We start from the raw sequence: 16,625 nt of genomic DNA on the forward strand, positions 1-16,625 counted from the left end.
TATAAAATAATTAATTTTTGATGAGATTTCTATTTTCTTTCATGCAGTAAATGCTTTTGTATTAGACAAATGAAAAAAATAGAAATATCGCAAAAAGAGATGTTTTTAATTTTGAACTGTTTTCTTAGAGGCACTATATAAAGCTTTGTATTTTATCGAAAAATATAAAAGTTGAATATTTTTTTTGTTAAATAAATTGTTTTTTTGAAATATTTTAAGTGAAATAAATGTGAGATATGCCTTAATTTAGTGAAATTTATATGCTTATATGTAAAAAATCATTATTGTTTAGTCAAAAAAATCGTAAAAAATTTGTCACTAAATGTTATGAAAAATAGCTATATGCCTGGTTTTTTAACAATTAACTAAGAAACATTTAATAAATATTATCGTATTTTTTCTATTGAGTTTTGTTTTTATAAAAATTTTATAATCTTTGACCTCGTAATTAATGACTTGAAATTTAGTGAAATGAAATACTTAGCCGTACAAATAATGTCCCCAAAAATAATCTACCTAATTATTAATTTTTTTACCAAAAGAAGTTACTATGAAAAAAATCTACCATCAATTAAAACTTGTCCTAATAATAGGATTTTTTACCTTATCCTATAATCTTAATGCTGAGCTATCACCAGAATTTAATGATAGCTTTTGTTTATCTGAAATTGTTGTAAAAAATCAAAAATCTACCAAAACCAAAATCTCTGAATTTGATTGTCTAATTTCCTCAGAACCCGCTGATTTTCTTCTTTCAGAGAATTCTTTCATAGAAAATAGCAATAAACTTTCATCAGAAAATAGTTGCGATTTTACCATTAGTTTTACGAAACTGGACGTTTTATGCTTTGGTGATAATACTGGTAGTATTGACATTACTGTTGTTGGAAATAGTCCACCTTATTCATTTTCGTGGTCATATTTTAGTTTGACTACGGAAGACTTGACAAATTTGCCGGCTGGAAACTATTCTCTTACAGTTACTGATGGGCAAGCTTGTCAGAAGGATACAATTATTTCCATTGAGCAGGCTCAGTTTCCAATAATGGGTTCTATCACAGGGATATTTACAGTTTGCAATGGACAATGTACCGGTAGTGCCAGCGCCTTTGGAATTTTTGGTGGAACATCACCATATTCTTACAATTGGAGTACCGGAGATAATATGGCTTCGATCGATAGCCTGTGCGGAGGTGCTTATACTGTTACTATCACTGATGCAAACTCATGTGCCAATATTCAATATGTTAATATTATTGAACCTCCTGCTCCGTTGTTGGTTAATTTGTCAAGTAACGACATAAGTTGCAAAAATGTATCAGAAGGTATAATAAATTCTAATGTTACTGGTGGTTTTCAGTTTGGTTTGACTTATAATTGGTCTAATGGAGAAAATTCATCAAATATTCAAAATCTTGATGCTGGAACATATACAGTTACAGTTGAAAATATTTACGGCTGTCAGGCAATTGAGAGTATCGAAATTAATGAACCAAATCCGCAATTTCTTGTAAATGCTTATGTAGAAAACATCCTTTGTAATGGTGTACAAAATGGAAATATAAATCTTGACATTTCAAATGCTTCTTCGGCTATTTCATTTGTCTGGTCGAATGGAGAAACAAGTGAAGATATTGAAAACTTAGATGCAGGATTCTATAATGTTGAAATTTCTGATACATCGGGTTGTTTGTATATAGACGATATGGAAATAGTTCAGCCAAATGCACCACTTGCAGTCAGTGTAAATGGCGATTTTACAGTTTGTCATGGCTCTAATAATAGCGTAGTTATTCTTGATGTGTCGGGAGGAACTACTCCATATTCTTATCTTTTTAGTACTGGAGATACAATAAATCCAATATCTGGTCTGTCAGCTGGAAGTTATGATGTTACAGTTACTGACAACAATGGTTGCGAACTAATTTCTCCTTTTGTTATTTCCCAGCCAAATTTCCCTATAGTTATTACACTTAGTGCAACTAATATTGCCTGTAAAAATGCTCTAACAGGTGCAATTAATTCAATGGTTACAGGAGGTTGGCAAAACACACTTATTACATACGAATGGTCAAATGGTGCAACATCAGCAAATTTGAACGAGATAGGTGCAGGCTTTTATATTTTAACTGTAACTGATATGATTAATGGATGTACTGAAACTGCTGCAACTTTTGTTTCTGAGCCAAATCCTACATTTTCTACTGATCTTATCGTATCAGAACCACTTTGCAATGGAGATAATAATGGTAGTATAGATATAGAAATTGTTGGTAATACCTCCAACATTTCTTATTTATGGAATAATGGAAATACTACTCAATATTTGAATAATATTGGAGGCGGTATTTATTTTGTTGAAATTTCAAATACAACTGGCTGTTTATACGAAGAGTTTGTCATTAATGAACCTAGCAATGTTTCAACCTCAATAAATTCTAGTATGTTTGTATGTAATGGTTCAGATTTGGGTTCTGCATTTGCATTTGTTTATGGTGGAACTTCTCCTTATTCGTATCTATGGAGCAATGGTGCTACAAATAATCCAATTTTTGGTTTATATGCCGGAAATTATGCACTTACAGTTACTGATAATAATTCTTGTGAGGATATTACTCCCTTTACGATAAATGAGTATGATCCAATTATTATTTCTCTTAGTAATACAGATGTTGATTGTTATTCAGAATCAACAGGTTCAATTATTTGTAACATGTCAGCTTCAAGTGGTTTGTTTTATTCGTTTGAATGGTCAAATGGTACAAACACACAAGATCTAAATGGAGTAGATGCTGGCATTTATTCACTAACTGTTACTAATATGCTTAACCAATGTTCTGCTACTGCAATTGATACAATTTTTCAAGCAGACCAAATTAATATAAGTTATACTGCTGTTAATGAAATATATAGTCAAGCAGATGGATATATCAACACATTTGTAAGTGGCGGTGTATCGCCATATTCATTTATGTGGAATACAGGAGAAACAAATGAGAATATTTTCAATTTATCCTCTGGAAATTATTTTTTCTCTGTTTATGACGCAAATTATTGTTCTGTTGATACTCAAATAACTGTCTATTCGGATACCTGTCAACTGATAGCTCTTGATTCCGGATGGAATGTTTTTTCTACTTTTATTGATGTTAATAATAGAGATTTTAGTGATGTCTTATTTAATATTTCAAACGTAGAAATTGTGAAAGATCAATATGGTCTGATTTACTGGCCACAATTTAGCATAAATCAAATAGGAAATATGTCAAATTACAATGGATACTTAATCAAATTATATTCTCAACAAGTTTTAGTTATTTGTGGAACGGCAATAGTTCCGGAGACTTTTATAATTCCTTTGTCAGACAATATAACTAATTATCTTGGATACGTTCGGGATTCCTCAGGAGAAATTAGTTTGATGCTTGATAATATTATTAACAATATTGAAATTGTGAAAAATGAGGATGGACAGATTTTTTGGCCTATATTTGGAATTAACCAGATAGGGAGCATGATTCCGGGAGAAGGTTATCTTGTAAATATGAACAATCAAGCAAATCTTGTTTATCCTGCTAATTAGTTTAATTCTAACATCTATATTTTTGAAGAAAAGCTTGATAATCGTTAAATTTAGTTAGTTACAACTAATTACAGCCATAAATTTATTTATGGCTGTAATTATTTAAAAGAATACGAATTCAATAAATTTTGACATAAATTATACACTAATTTTATAGCTTTATCGTTAGAGAAAACATTAAAAATTTAAAACTTTTCAATTGAATAATTTAAAGAAATTTTTTGGAGTAATTTTTTTTGTAGCCTTAAGTCTCGGTTTATTTGCTCAAGAAAGTGCAATGAATACATACGACTTTCTGAAACTAAGCAATTCTGCCAGAGTAGCTTCATTAGGCGGCGATTTGATTTCTGTGAAAGATAATGATCTAAATTTGACTTTTCATAATCCTTCATTACTAAACTCTTCGATGGATAACAACATAGTGCTTAATTATATAACTTATTTTTCTGATATAAATTTCGGATATATTTCTTATTCAAAATCTTTTGAGAAAAAGGGAAATTTTGCAGTTGGTTTACACTATATTAATTACGGAGAATTTATTGAAGCCAACGAATTTGGTGATATCACAGGGAATAAGTTTTATGCTTCAGAGTATGCTTTAAATTTGCTATGGTCTAAAAGCCTTGATAGTTTGTTTAGTATAGGAATTAATATGAAACCGGTTTATTCTAAGCTCGAAACATACGAATCATATGGAATTGCAGGAGATATTGGAATAACATACAACAATGAAAAAAAATTATTTGCAGCAGCATTAGTAGTAAAAAATATTGGTTCGCAAATCAAAACATATCACGACGAAAATTTCGAACCACTTCCTTTTGATGTACAATTAGGAATTTCGGTTAAGGCAAAACATGCACCATTTCGGCTTTCATTTTTAGGACATAATCTTCATAAATTCGACTTGACCTACGAAGATCCACAAAATCCTTCTGAAACTATTGATCCCATTAGTGGAGAAGTTCAATCCGAATCAAAGATTAATAGATTCAGCAATAAGCTATTCAGACACTTAATTGTTGGCGTAGAATTTATTCCTTCAAAGAATTTTTTCGTAAATCTTGGATACAATCATCAAAGACGCGAAGAACTGAAATTAAGTACAAGAACTTACATTGCAGGTTTTTCATGGGGTTTTGGTTTGAAATTGTCAAAATTCAAATTAAGCTACGGAAGCGCAACCTACCATCTTGCCGGATCTTCAAATCATTTCTCTCTGAGTATGAATCTCAACGAATTCTATTCAAAAAAATCATAACAACTTATTGGCATTTTCTAATTTCCACCTTTTAGGTAAAATTGCAAAAAGAATTACTTTTGCAATCCTATGAAATGGATTTTATATTTTTTACTTGCTTTTCCTCTATCTGCATTAGCTCAAATAAACGATGACTTTAGCGATGGAGATTTTACAAATAATCCTGCTTGGTCTGGCGATACAGCCAAATTTGAAATTGATACCAATTTCGTTTTACATCTGAATGCCCCGGCAGTTTCCGATACTGCCATTCTCGCCACAGAGCTTCAGTTTTTAAGCAATTTTACTTGGGAATTTTATGTAGAATTAGATTTTAATCCTTCCTCAAGCAATTACGCATCAATATATTTAATCTCAAATCAGGCGAACCTGAAAGGAAATTTGAATGGATATTTTGTAAAAATTGGAAACACTAACGACGAGATTAGTTTATACAAACAATCTGGAACAACGAAAACTGAAATAATTGACGGATTAGACGATAGAGTTGATACTTCTCCAGTTACTGTACGAGTGAAAGTTGTAAGAGATGAGCTCGGAAATTGGGAATTATTTTCTGACACTACAGGAGGAAGTAATTATTATTCCGAAGGAACAGTTTTTGATAATTCATATACCTTCTCAAATTATTTTGGAATTTTTTGCAAATACACATCGACTCGTTCCGATAAATTTTATTTCGATGAATTTAATATTACAGGAAATTTGTTTCAAGATACTATTCCTCCAAAAATTGATAGTTTTCAGGTTTTTACAAATAAAATATTCCTTCATTTTTCTGAACCTTTAGATGTTTTAAGTGCCGAAAATGTAAATAATTATTCATTAACAAATTTTGGAAATCCTTCTTTAGCAACCTTGAACCCGGAGCAAAGCAGTGATGTTGAGCTATCATTTTCACAAGATTTTATTTCTGAAGTAGAATATGTTTTATCCGTTTCAAACATTTCTGATATAGAATCTAATTTGATGTCTGATACTAACATATCTTTCACATATTTTACTGTTAACGAAAATGATATTGTTATTAACGAAATAATGGCGGATCCTTATCCGGTTGTGGAACTTCCAGATTATGAATATATTGAGTTGTATAATACCAAAGATTTTGATATAAATCTCAATAATTGGAAAATTCAGATAGGTAATTCTATAAAGGAGATTCCCAATACAAATATTCAAGCAAATTCTTTTTTGATTATGTGCGGAACATCTGCCGTAGAAGAATTTGTTCAGTATGGAGAAACTGTCGGTGTGCCATCGTTTCCTGCTATTTTAAATTCCGGTCAAACAATTCAAATTTTAGATAGCGCTGAAAATATTATTTCTAATGTAAGTTTTTCTCAAGATTGGTATCAGGACGAATCAAAAGAGGAGGGAGGTTGGTCTTTAGAGAAAATTGATCCATTAAATACTTGTGGAGATATTGCAAATTGGAGAGCTTCAATTAATCAAAAAGGCGGTTCTCCCGGAGAAATTAATTCCATTTTTGCGGAAAACCTCGACACTATTGCACCTATTTTCAATAATTTAGAAGTAGTAAATTCAAATACAATTAGTTTAAATTTTTCGGAAACTTTAGAAAGTAATATTGCTGAAAATCCCTCGAATTATTTTGTTAGCAACAATATAGGTTTTCCCGATTCTGCAATTTTAGAAAATGGAAATAGTATTCGATTAATTTTTCATAACAGTTTTGTGCTCGAATCTACTTATAGTATCTCAATTTTAAATATTAGCGATAATTGCGAAAATTCAATTGACTCAATAATTTTAGTATTTCAATATTATGTAGCACAGGCATATGATATTGTAATTAATGAAATCATGTCTGATCCAACTCCCAGCGTAAATCTTCCAGAATTTGAGTATATTGAATTATTCAATAAATCGCCATTTTCAATTACATTGTCAGATTGGTTTTTGACCATTGGATCTAAAACTAAACAATTCCCAAGTTTTACAATTCAGCCCGACGAATATATTATTGTTTGTTCTGAAGAAGCAGAAAACTCACTACGTTTTTACGGAAAAACTATTGGTATCCTTGGTTCAACAGATTTGACCAACGATGGACAAGTGGTTTATTTGCAAGATAATAACTACAAAATAGTTTCATCCATAAATTATAATTCCGATTGGTATCACAACAAAAATAAATCTGATGGTGGTTGGTCTATCGAACGGATCGATCCAAATAATTTTTGCGAAGGTTTTGAAAATTGGGAAGCATCTATTGATGCAAAAGGAGGAACTCCCGGAAAAATCAATTCTGTTTTTTCAGAAAATCCTGATACAGAAATTCCTATGCTTGAAAGAATTGCAATATCCTCTGAAAATTCAGTCTTCGTTTTTTTTAGTGAAAATATGGACAGTACACGTATTTTGGATACAAATAGTTTCGTTGTAAATAAAAATATTGGAAAACCAAAAATTGTAAAAGTTGGCTTTCCTATGTACAATTTCGTTGAGCTTGAGTTTAATACATATTTTCAGAAAAACATAATTTATACTCTAAAAATTGAAACAGAAATTTACGATTGTGCAGGAAATATTTTAGCGTTGCAAACATCTGCAAATTTTGGCTTGCCCGATTCAATTGAGGCTTTCGATTTGGTAATAAATGAGGTTCTTTTTAATCCTGCTGCAAATGGGTTTGATTTTGTTGAAATTTACAATCGTTCGACTAAAACATTGTGTTTAAATGATTTAAAGATTGGAACTATTGATGATTATGAAACAATATCGTTTGATACTATTCAAGAATTCGGATATTTAATTTTCCCGGAGGAATACATTGTTTTCACAGAAAATCCTGGTGTAATTGCCGAACAATACTATTTTTCCGACAAGGATAGATTTGTTAAAATCCTGAATTTGCCAAGCTACAACGACTCAGAAGGTACCGTTCTACTTTTGAACAAAAGTCTTGCTACAATTGACGAATTTGAATATGATGAAAATATGCACTTCGATTTGTTGAACGATTTTGAAGGTGTTTCACTTGAAAAAATTAATTTCGATTTGCCATCGAATAATTCTGCAAATTGGCACTCGGCAGCAGAAAGTTACGATTTTGCCAGCCCTGGAATTGAAAACTCACAATTTTCCGAACTTGCTGAAAGTGAAGATGATATTTTTTTAGAACCACAAGTCTTTTCGCCAAATTCCGATGGTTATAACGATTTCCTATCGATAAAATATAATTTTCAAAATCCAGGAAATGTTGGTAATATTTCGGTTTTCGATGCAAGAGGTAGATTAATTCGAAACATTGTTAGAAATGAGTTTCTTGCAATTTCTGGCATCATTGTTTGGGATGGCTTGAACAACGAAAATAGGAAAGCAAGAATTGGGATGTATATTGTTTACATTGAAATTTTTGACTTGAATGGAAATGTCAAAAAATATAAAAAAACATGTGTGCTTGCTGGAAGGGAATAATTCTATGTCATTTCTGAAAATTGTAAGTAAGCTGTAAATTTAATTTGAAAAATGAATTTGTGTTTTTTTGTTTCCGATATTCACGGAAGCAAAAGTAGATATGAAAGCTTGTTTAAACAAATTGAGCTTGAAAAACCAAAAGCAGTTTTTATAGGTGGAGATATTTTACCTTCGGCTTTTCATAATTTTTCTTACTCCGAATCTTTTATTGATAATTATCTCAAACAGAGGTTTATATCTTTGAAAAAGTCGTTGAAATCCGAATACCCATCGGTTTTTATTATTCTAGGAAATGATGATCCTGCAATATTTGAACAACAATTTTTTAATGTTGACTCTCTAAGAATTTGGCACTATATTCACAACAAAAAAATTAGTTTTGGCGATTACAGCATTTTTGGCTATTCATACGTGCCACCCACCCCCTTTCTTATTAAGGATTGGGAAAAATACGATATTGAACATAAAGTAAAGACAGATTGTATAATGCCCGAAAATGGAAAGTTTTCTGTTTCTGTAAAAATTGATTATAAAACATCAACTATCGAAACAGACTTGCTACAATTAACTGAAAATGAGGATTTAAGTAAATCTGTTTTTCTTTTTCATTCGCCTCCAAACTATACAAAATTGGATAGGATTCATTCGCCTGATTTTTTGTATAAACAAAATCCTGAAAATTTTCATGTCGGAAGTTTAGCTATTTCAAATCTAATTTGTGAAAAGAAACCATACTTAACGCTTCATGGGCATATTCACGAATCGTCGAGACGTACAGGAAGCTGGAAACATCAATACGACAGAACTTTAGCACTATCGGCAGCTTATCATAAACCTGAACTTGCTTTGGTAAAATTCGATTTAAACGATTTGAATTATTGCGAACGAATCTTATTATAAATGTTGTATCACATCAGTGTGTTTAAAGTGCTGAATTTATGATTATTGTGAAGTTTATTTTAAGCTTAAAAAACGCTAAGATGTTGAATATCAAATCATTGCAAAACATTGCAATTTGCATAGCGACCTTTGCGCTTATATTATTTATATTACTATAGTTTAGTATGTTACAATTTATTGTCATAAACTGATTAGTTACTAAATGTTTAATAATGAAGATAGAAAACTATAGTTTCGGAAGAATTTCAATAAATGGAAAAATATATAATTCTGATTTAATTTTATTTCCCAATAGAATTGAAACAAATTGGAGACGAAAGAAAGGGCACTTTTTGCAATTAGTTGATATTGCTAAAATAATTGATTTCAATCCGAAAGTTTTAATATTTGGGACGGGAAAAAATGGTTTTATTGAAGTTTCTGATGATCTCATTGTAAAATTGAACGATTTAGGCATCTCATATTTTTTCGATAAATCTTCGAAAGCTGTTGAGAGATATAATTGTTCGGAAGAATTAAGCAAAGTTCTTGCAATTCATTTGACCTGTTGATTTTCAAAAAAAAGAAGGAGAACTTTTGATCCTCCTTCTTTCTGATTATGAAAAAAATTACTCTACTAAAATTAACTAACTAAAAACTTTTATAAAAGTATCTACACTAAAAAAGTTTTTTAGTTAAAACAGATTGATAAAACTATCATTTATTTACACTAAATTGAGAAATAGTGATTGGAAATGAAAAAACTATGGTTTTTATACGAATTTACTCTACTTGTTTGTTAGAATTGTTTGAATCCTTTAAAAGAACTGAAAAAATAAACAAAACTATTGTTGTAGCAATAAAAACAATAAATAATGATGTCAGTACTTTCCATAAATCAATATCAATATTAATAATGTCCCATATTGAAAGAATTGAAATTATTGTTATCAAAAATACTAAGACGATGAGTGCATAACCCACCATTTTCTTAAATGCTTTGTCCATATAAATTATTTTTTGAGGTTAAAAAATTTGTTAAATCATATATCGATGAGAAATCTAGCTCTTCATTTTCATTAAAGAAGGTCCATTTATTCATACTTGACCTGACGTTTATCCTTTGCTTTTTGTTACAAACAACATGATAGTTTATTCGCTCAAGTGCTTTTTTTGTCCAAACAAAAACCTCGTCGTTGCCAAACAATCCAACTTTTTGATAATAATTTCTTTTTTTATTGAAATCGCCACTTTTTTTATCGAAAAATACTTTTTTGTTGTCGAATATTTTTTCAAATTTATTGTTTAAAATCAAATCTTCTGGAGAATCCTCAAGTATTTCATTATTGGTCATAAGCCAAATTTTGTCTGCCTCTCGGATTGCTATATTCAAATCGTGCGTGGAGAAAATGATAGTTTTATTCTCTTTTTTCGATAGTTCGTTTAAAATATGAACAATTTCGTTCTTGTTCGGAATATCTAAAAATGCTGTTGGCTCATCAAGAATGATTATTTTAGTATCCTGAGCCAGAGAGCGGGCAATCATAACTTTTTGTCTTTCGCCATCGCTAAGTTCATTTATATTCTTTTGAACTAATTCCAAAATTCCAAGTAGCTCAATTGAACGATTAATTATTTTTTTGTCATTTTGCGAAAGCTTGCCCAACCAATTTGTATGTGGAAATCTTCCGAGCGAAATAATATCTTTTGCTGTAAGGTTGTTTGTATTCACAGTTTCTGTAGAAACAAAGCTGATGTTTTTGGCAAAATCCCGCCTACTATATGAATGAATCGATTTTCCTGAAATATAAATATTGCCAGCAAGGAATTCGTGCAAATTTGCTATATTTTTTAACAAGGTGCTTTTCCCAATTCCATTAGAGCCAACAAGGGCAATCAGTTCTCCATTTTTTGCATTTAAATTAATATTAGAAAATAGTGTTCTATTATTCCTTTTTGACAAAATATAGCCAATTGACAAATTATTTATTTCTAATATATTATTCTCTATGTCGTTCAATTATTAAGTTTCAGATTAATTATAAAAACAAAGAAATATAAAAACGATTAAATTTAATATTTTGTTTGAACCATTTAAAAATATATTTTTGGCTTCGAAAAAAAATATAAAAATTTGAAGCATGAGTGTTTTAGTAAATAAAGAATCAAAAGTAATTGTTCAAGGTTTTACAGGTGCTGAGGGTACTTTTCACGCCAAGCAAATGATTGAATACGGTACAAAAGTGGTTGGCGGTGTTACTCCCGGAAAAGGCGGATTGAGTCATCTTGGAAAGCCTGTATTCAATACTGTTGCCGATGCTATTAGTGAAACAGGTGCTGATATTTCTGTTATTTTTGTACCGCCTGCTTTTGCTGCCGATGCAATTATGGAAGCTTCTGAAGCAGGTATTAAAGTAGTTATTACAATTACTGAAGGAATTCCAACAGCAGATATGGTAAAAGTTAAAGAGTTTATATCTGATAAGAACACAACATTAATTGGCCCTAACTGTCCTGGTGTAATCACACCTGGGGAAGCAAAAGTTGGAATTATGCCCGGATTTATCCATAAAGAAGGATCAATTGGAATTGTTTCTCGTTCTGGTACATTGACCTATGAAGCTGTAGATCAGATTACAAAAGCTGGCTTAGGGCAATCTACTTGCATCGGTATAGGTGGCGATCCCATTATTGGAACTACAACTCTCGATGCTGTGAAACTATTGATGGAAGACAGTGAAACAGAAGGTATTATCATGATTGGTGAAATTGGAGGAAATATGGAGGCAGATGCAGCTAAGTGGATTAAAGAAAATAGCACAAAACCTGTTGTTGGATTTATTGCCGGACAAACTGCACCGAAAGGACGAAGAATGGGACATGCCGGAGCAATTATTGGTGGAGCTGATGATACTGCAGCTGCTAAAATGAAAACTATGCGTGAGTGTGGAATTCATGTTGTTGAATCGCCTGCACATCTCGGAAAGACTATGGCTTCTGTTTTGAGTAAAAAGCATTCCTAAATAAAGTACATCGTACTTCAATTTATTATGAGCATTATTTTTTTGATAAGAAAAAGAATAATGCTCATTTACTTTTTGAACGCATTTATACAAATGTTGATGTTGCTACTTATGGTGAGTTTTGAGCTAGTATTTCTTCAAAAGAATTTTAAAAATAAGGGAAAGATAACTTAACACATGCACCAAAATTTTCATTATTAGACAATGAAATATTAGCATTGTGAGCTTCTAAAATATATTTTGAGGCGACTAAGCCTAAACCAATATTTTGATTTTCAAGAAGGTCGTGCTGTGGATTTTTTTTGTTAAATGCCTCGATAAAATCTTGATCGAAACCTACGCCTTCATCAGTAAAATCGATTGTGATTTTGTAGTCTTCTATTTTAGCTTTAATGCATATTTCGCCTCCTTCGGGTGAATGTTGTATTGCATTTTCAAGAATAATATCAAAACACCTTGTTGTTAATTCATCGTCAACAGAGAATTTTAATTCGTCTGATTGAAGTAGAACATTTAGATTAATATTTTTCTTCTCAATTTCGGGTTGTATTTTTGAAACAGCTTGATTAACAACTTGGCTAATATAGGTTGGAACAATTTTTACATTATATTTATCGGCACTTAAAGAAGTGATTAACAGGGCTGTTTCGGAGAATTTGATAAGTTTGTCTGATGATTCTTGAACTATTTTCATGTAAGTTTTATGCTCCTCATTTTCTAATGCCTCCATCAAAAGTGCACTATAACCTACTATTCCGGTAAGCGGTGTACGTATTTGGTGGCTTATGATATTTAGAAAATTACTTTTTGCATTGTCGAGCAACAAAAGCTTGCTGTTGGCTTCAACTAATTGATTTGTACGCTCTTCAACCCTTTGTTCGAGCATATCGTTTAGTTTAACAAGTTCTCTGCGATGATCTATTAATTTTAGTTGGGTATTTACACGAGCCAGAAGTTCTAAAGGATTGAATGGCTTGGTAATATAATCTTGTCCACCCAATTCAAATCCTCTTACTATGTTTTCTTTTTCAACTTTAGCAGTTAAAAAAACTATGGATATATCTTTAGTTTTCGGATTTTGTTTTAGGATTTTGCAAACTTCGAAACCGTCCATTTCAGGCATCATTATGTCTAACAAAATAAGATCAACTTGTTGTGTTTCAATTAATGATAGTGCTTGTTTTCCGCTTGAAGCAAATGCAATTTGGTAAGATTCGTTTCTTAATATGCTTCCTAAAACTTGAATATTAGTTGGGACATCGTCAACTATTAAAATTTTGAAATTTTTGTTTTCCATTTTATCATTTATTTCAATTCAAAAATATTTGTAAAGATAACCGATTTTTTCAAATTTTCATGTTGCCAGCTTTTAATAATTCGTTGAACTTTAATTATATTTTTTGCCTGATTTTAAATTTTCAACCATCAAATTATAATTTTTTAATGTGGCAGAAAGGTTAGGAATATCAAAGTTTTTAGAAGCAAGAATAATTTCTTCTCCGTATAATTGCAGGTTTGGAATTGAATGATTCACCCCTAATAATCTAACCTTATTGCCAAAATCTTCTATTTCATTAATCAGATGACTATTTCTAACTTCTTTCCATTCCTCTTTGATTGTGGTTTCTAATTCGATTATAACTTTTGATAAATCTAAAGGCGAGCTTTCAATTTTTATGGTTTTCTTTTTTTCTGAAGGAGATATAATTTTCCGTGGTTTGGCAGAATTCTTAAGATATTTCAGAAATTCTCCTACGAGTTTCGCTTTGTTCAGAGGTTTAATAAGGACTGAATTAAAGTAATTGAGGTAGAAGTCGTTGTCGCTTCCTAATTCATCTTCAGATTCTAAAATACCTATTATTGGAGTATCTTCACTTAGTTTTTCATTTTTAATATTTCTGACAGTTTCGATATCGCTAAGCCCTTTTAAATTTCTACTAATCATTATTAAATCAGGCTTTCGCATTCTTGTTGTGTAAACTGCATCGTATCCATCGTCCATCTCAATGAATTGTAGGTTTGTGTTAGCAAAAAAGTCTTTTATCAGAGTGCAATTCAAATGATTGCTATCTAAAAGGAGAATTTTTGCATTGTCGAACTCAATATTGTTAAAATCAAATTCAGAAACGTTTGTGTCAATATCTTGATTATCTGCTATTTTAATATTTTTAAGCACAATTCTAAATGCCCTGCCTCTGTTTTTATAATCAGAAACAGTAATTGTACCGTTCATTATTTTTGCCAGTTGAAACGAAAATGCTAATTCCAAAATACTTGAATTCAATTCGCAAGTTTTCGATAATTCACTAATTTCAGTACTACTATTGAATATTTTCCTGATATATTCTTGAGGAATACTTTGAAAATTTTCTTCAATTTTGACAATAAGGTCAACAGTATTTTCTACAATATCGCTCAAAACATACGATATTAGTACACTTACTTCTCCTCTTTTTGTATATTGTAGAATGCTCCTTAGTATGCTACTTATTATTTGTCTCAATCGTTTTTCATCGAAATACAAAAGTTTTGGCATGTTTTTATCTGTCTGAAAATTGAATCTAATATCGTCTTTTTTGGAAAATAGGTTGGAAAAAATATCCTTTACTTTTGTTGAAAAAGAAAATACATCAACTATTGAAATAAAAATTTCAATTTGACTATCATAAATACTCGATAAATCGTTAACGTCATTTATGTGTTCGAGCAAGTATTTACTATTATTATCAATTGAATCGAGATAAAATTTTTGTTTTTCGCTAAAATCATGAGTTAATAGCGATTTTGAATAATTGTGGATTAATTTAATTGGGTTTTTTAAGTTTTGAATCATGGTATTGAAATAAATATCTTTCGATTTATTTCCAAATTTTACCCTTTCAATGGCTTTTATTAATTTTTCTTCAGCCTCATACCTGTCGGTAATATCCATGAATGCCTCAATTATTGCCAGTTCTTTTTTAATTTGAATGGGTATTGCACTTTTGATAATTGGAATGCTTTTTTCTTTATTAATAATTAGTTTAGCTTCAATATTTTTTATTTCAATCGTTTTGTTTGGATCAGAAATTTTGAAAAGGTCTGACCAGTATTTTTGCAAGATGATGTTTCTGTCAGAAATTTCTAACATTTCCATGGCATTCCTATTCACCATAATTACTCTCTTGCGTTTATTCACTATTACAATTCCTACTGGAACTGATTCTAAAATATCTTCTATCATCAAATTGTTCTCGTATAGCAATTCTGAATCTTTTTTTCGCTCATCTATTATATTTTTTATTTGAATAAAAATCATCATAAATGCAGCGAATATTATCAGCAGAGCAATCCCAACAAAAATGTATCGAAAGAAGAAAAAAGCATGGATAGATTTTTTTTTAGAATCTTCAATAAGTATTATTTCTTCATTTGTTTCAAAACGTAAAAAATTAACATCGTTTCTAAAATTAGTAATAATTGGTTCAGTTTGAATTTTTATTGATGCAATAGCTTTTTCAAGCATATTTGACCTTAGTTCGTCTGTAATATTCGATTTTCGAATTAATGTACTGATAAGTTGATTTGAGGAAAATAGAATTTCTTCTAAATTTTGTTCCATTTCATCTAAAATAGAAAGAGTAGTTGAGTCTTCCGAAGCTGAAAAATGAAACTCTTCAACAATTTCATCTATTTCATATAGATTTAAGTACAAGGTATCTTTGTAAATTCCTCCTTTGCGATAAATATTAAGAATTTCAGATATTTTAGCTACAGATTGTTTTATTTTATTACCGGAATTTCTAATGTCAGAAATACTGTCAAGAATATTATATCCATTATATTCTCTTTCTATTTCTAAAAGATTCCTATTCACAGATTTTAATATATTTCTGCTGGCATATTGATTGTTTAATTCAACTGTAAGTTTTTGAGAATCGTTATAAAAAATGTTCTCAACATATATCACTAAAACCAAGGCAGCAAAGGATACTAATACTAAAATTAGGATTCTCTTAGTGATTGGTTCTCTTAATATACTTGTCATAATTAGTTCTAAAATTACAATTTAATATAAATTGCTAATGTACTACTGTTTTATGACTTTTATTAAAATATTCCGAACAAAATGGATTGAAATTTTTTACATAAAAAAAATTAGATTCTAAAAAATTTATGTTGTTTATTTTTTTTGTAGATATTTTAGTATCTTATTTCTAATATTCTTGTTTTGGCAAGAAATTTCACACAATCTATTCAAAACATAATCTCGCAAAGAAGCAAAGTTTTATGAAATAAAACTCTTTGCGTTCTTAACCTGAATAATTCATAAATATTTCTACTACAAGCCCAAACTGCACATCATCTTTGACCGTCCTCAATTTTTATTCCATCAAAATAGCTCGCTATTACTCAAAAATAAAAATCTGTGGTAGTTCAAATCTGACACACA

10 protein-coding genes are annotated in these 16,625 nt (G+C 30.3%); 6 read left to right on the forward strand and 4 right to left on the reverse strand.

Features of this window, described 5'->3' with window-relative positions:
- The first annotated feature begins 550 nt into the window (after nucleotides 1-550).
- The 5 genes from HN894_03435 to HN894_03455 all read left to right on the forward strand — a co-directional run bounded on the left by HN894_03435 (nucleotide 551) and on the right by HN894_03455 (nucleotide 9,742).
- A complete protein-coding gene (locus HN894_03435; GenBank protein ID MBT7142366.1) occupies nucleotides 551-3,583 on the forward strand; it encodes a hypothetical protein in 3,033 nt (1,010 codons plus the stop codon).
- 199 nt (nucleotides 3,584-3,782) lie between these two features.
- Nucleotides 3,783-4,847: a type IX secretion system protein PorQ gene (porQ, locus tag HN894_03440; protein ID MBT7142367.1), complete on the forward strand. Its 1,065-nt coding sequence runs from the start codon at nucleotides 3,783-3,785 to the stop codon at nucleotides 4,845-4,847.
- A 69-nt stretch (nucleotides 4,848-4,916) separates the two neighbouring features.
- Nucleotides 4,917-8,291 carry a hypothetical protein gene (locus HN894_03445; GenBank protein MBT7142368.1) on the forward strand — a complete coding sequence of 1,125 codons (3,375 nt, stop codon included), beginning with the start codon at nucleotides 4,917-4,919 and terminating at the stop codon, nucleotides 8,289-8,291.
- A 51-nt stretch (nucleotides 8,292-8,342) separates the two neighbouring features.
- A complete protein-coding gene (locus HN894_03450; protein ID MBT7142369.1) occupies nucleotides 8,343-9,191 on the forward strand; it encodes a hypothetical protein in 849 nt (282 codons plus the stop codon).
- Between the two features lie 212 nt (nucleotides 9,192-9,403).
- Nucleotides 9,404-9,742, forward strand: coding sequence for a hypothetical protein (locus tag HN894_03455; GenBank protein ID MBT7142370.1), 339 nt, complete (start codon nucleotides 9,404-9,406; stop codon nucleotides 9,740-9,742).
- 211 nt (nucleotides 9,743-9,953) lie between these two features.
- On the opposite strand, the gene HN894_03460 is transcribed toward HN894_03455, so the two are convergent.
- Together HN894_03460 and HN894_03465 are read right to left on the reverse strand one after the other, a co-directional pair.
- A complete protein-coding gene (locus tag HN894_03460) occupies nucleotides 9,954-10,178 on the reverse strand; it encodes a hypothetical protein (protein ID MBT7142371.1) in 225 nt (74 codons plus the stop codon).
- Nucleotides 10,162-11,190, reverse strand: coding sequence for an ABC transporter ATP-binding protein (locus tag HN894_03465; GenBank protein MBT7142372.1), 1,029 nt, complete (start codon nucleotides 11,188-11,190; stop codon nucleotides 10,162-10,164). The genes HN894_03460 and HN894_03465 overlap by 17 nt, the downstream gene beginning before the upstream one ends.
- A gap of 121 nt (nucleotides 11,191-11,311) precedes the next feature.
- Here HN894_03465 and sucD point away from each other — a divergent pair, with 121 nt between their 5' ends.
- The gene (gene sucD / locus HN894_03470; protein MBT7142373.1) at nucleotides 11,312-12,193 is read left to right on the forward strand and encodes a succinate--CoA ligase subunit alpha; all 882 of its coding nucleotides are present in this window, start codon (nucleotides 11,312-11,314) and stop codon (nucleotides 12,191-12,193) included.
- 148 nt (nucleotides 12,194-12,341) lie between these two features.
- On the opposite strand, the gene HN894_03475 is transcribed toward sucD, so the two are convergent.
- On the reverse strand, nucleotides 12,342-13,490 hold the full coding sequence (locus tag HN894_03475; protein MBT7142374.1) for a hybrid sensor histidine kinase/response regulator: 1,149 nt from the start codon (nucleotides 13,488-13,490) through the stop codon (nucleotides 12,342-12,344).
- A 90-nt stretch (nucleotides 13,491-13,580) separates the two neighbouring features.
- The gene (locus HN894_03480; GenBank protein ID MBT7142375.1) at nucleotides 13,581-16,220 is read right to left on the reverse strand and encodes a PAS domain-containing protein; all 2,640 of its coding nucleotides are present in this window, start codon (nucleotides 16,218-16,220) and stop codon (nucleotides 13,581-13,583) included.
- Between the last annotated feature and the right edge of the window lie 405 nt (nucleotides 16,221-16,625).

This window comes from Bacteroidota bacterium (assembly GCA_018692315.1).
In the GTDB taxonomy this organism is placed as follows: Bacteria; Bacteroidota; Bacteroidia; order Bacteroidales; family JABHKC01; genus JABHKC01.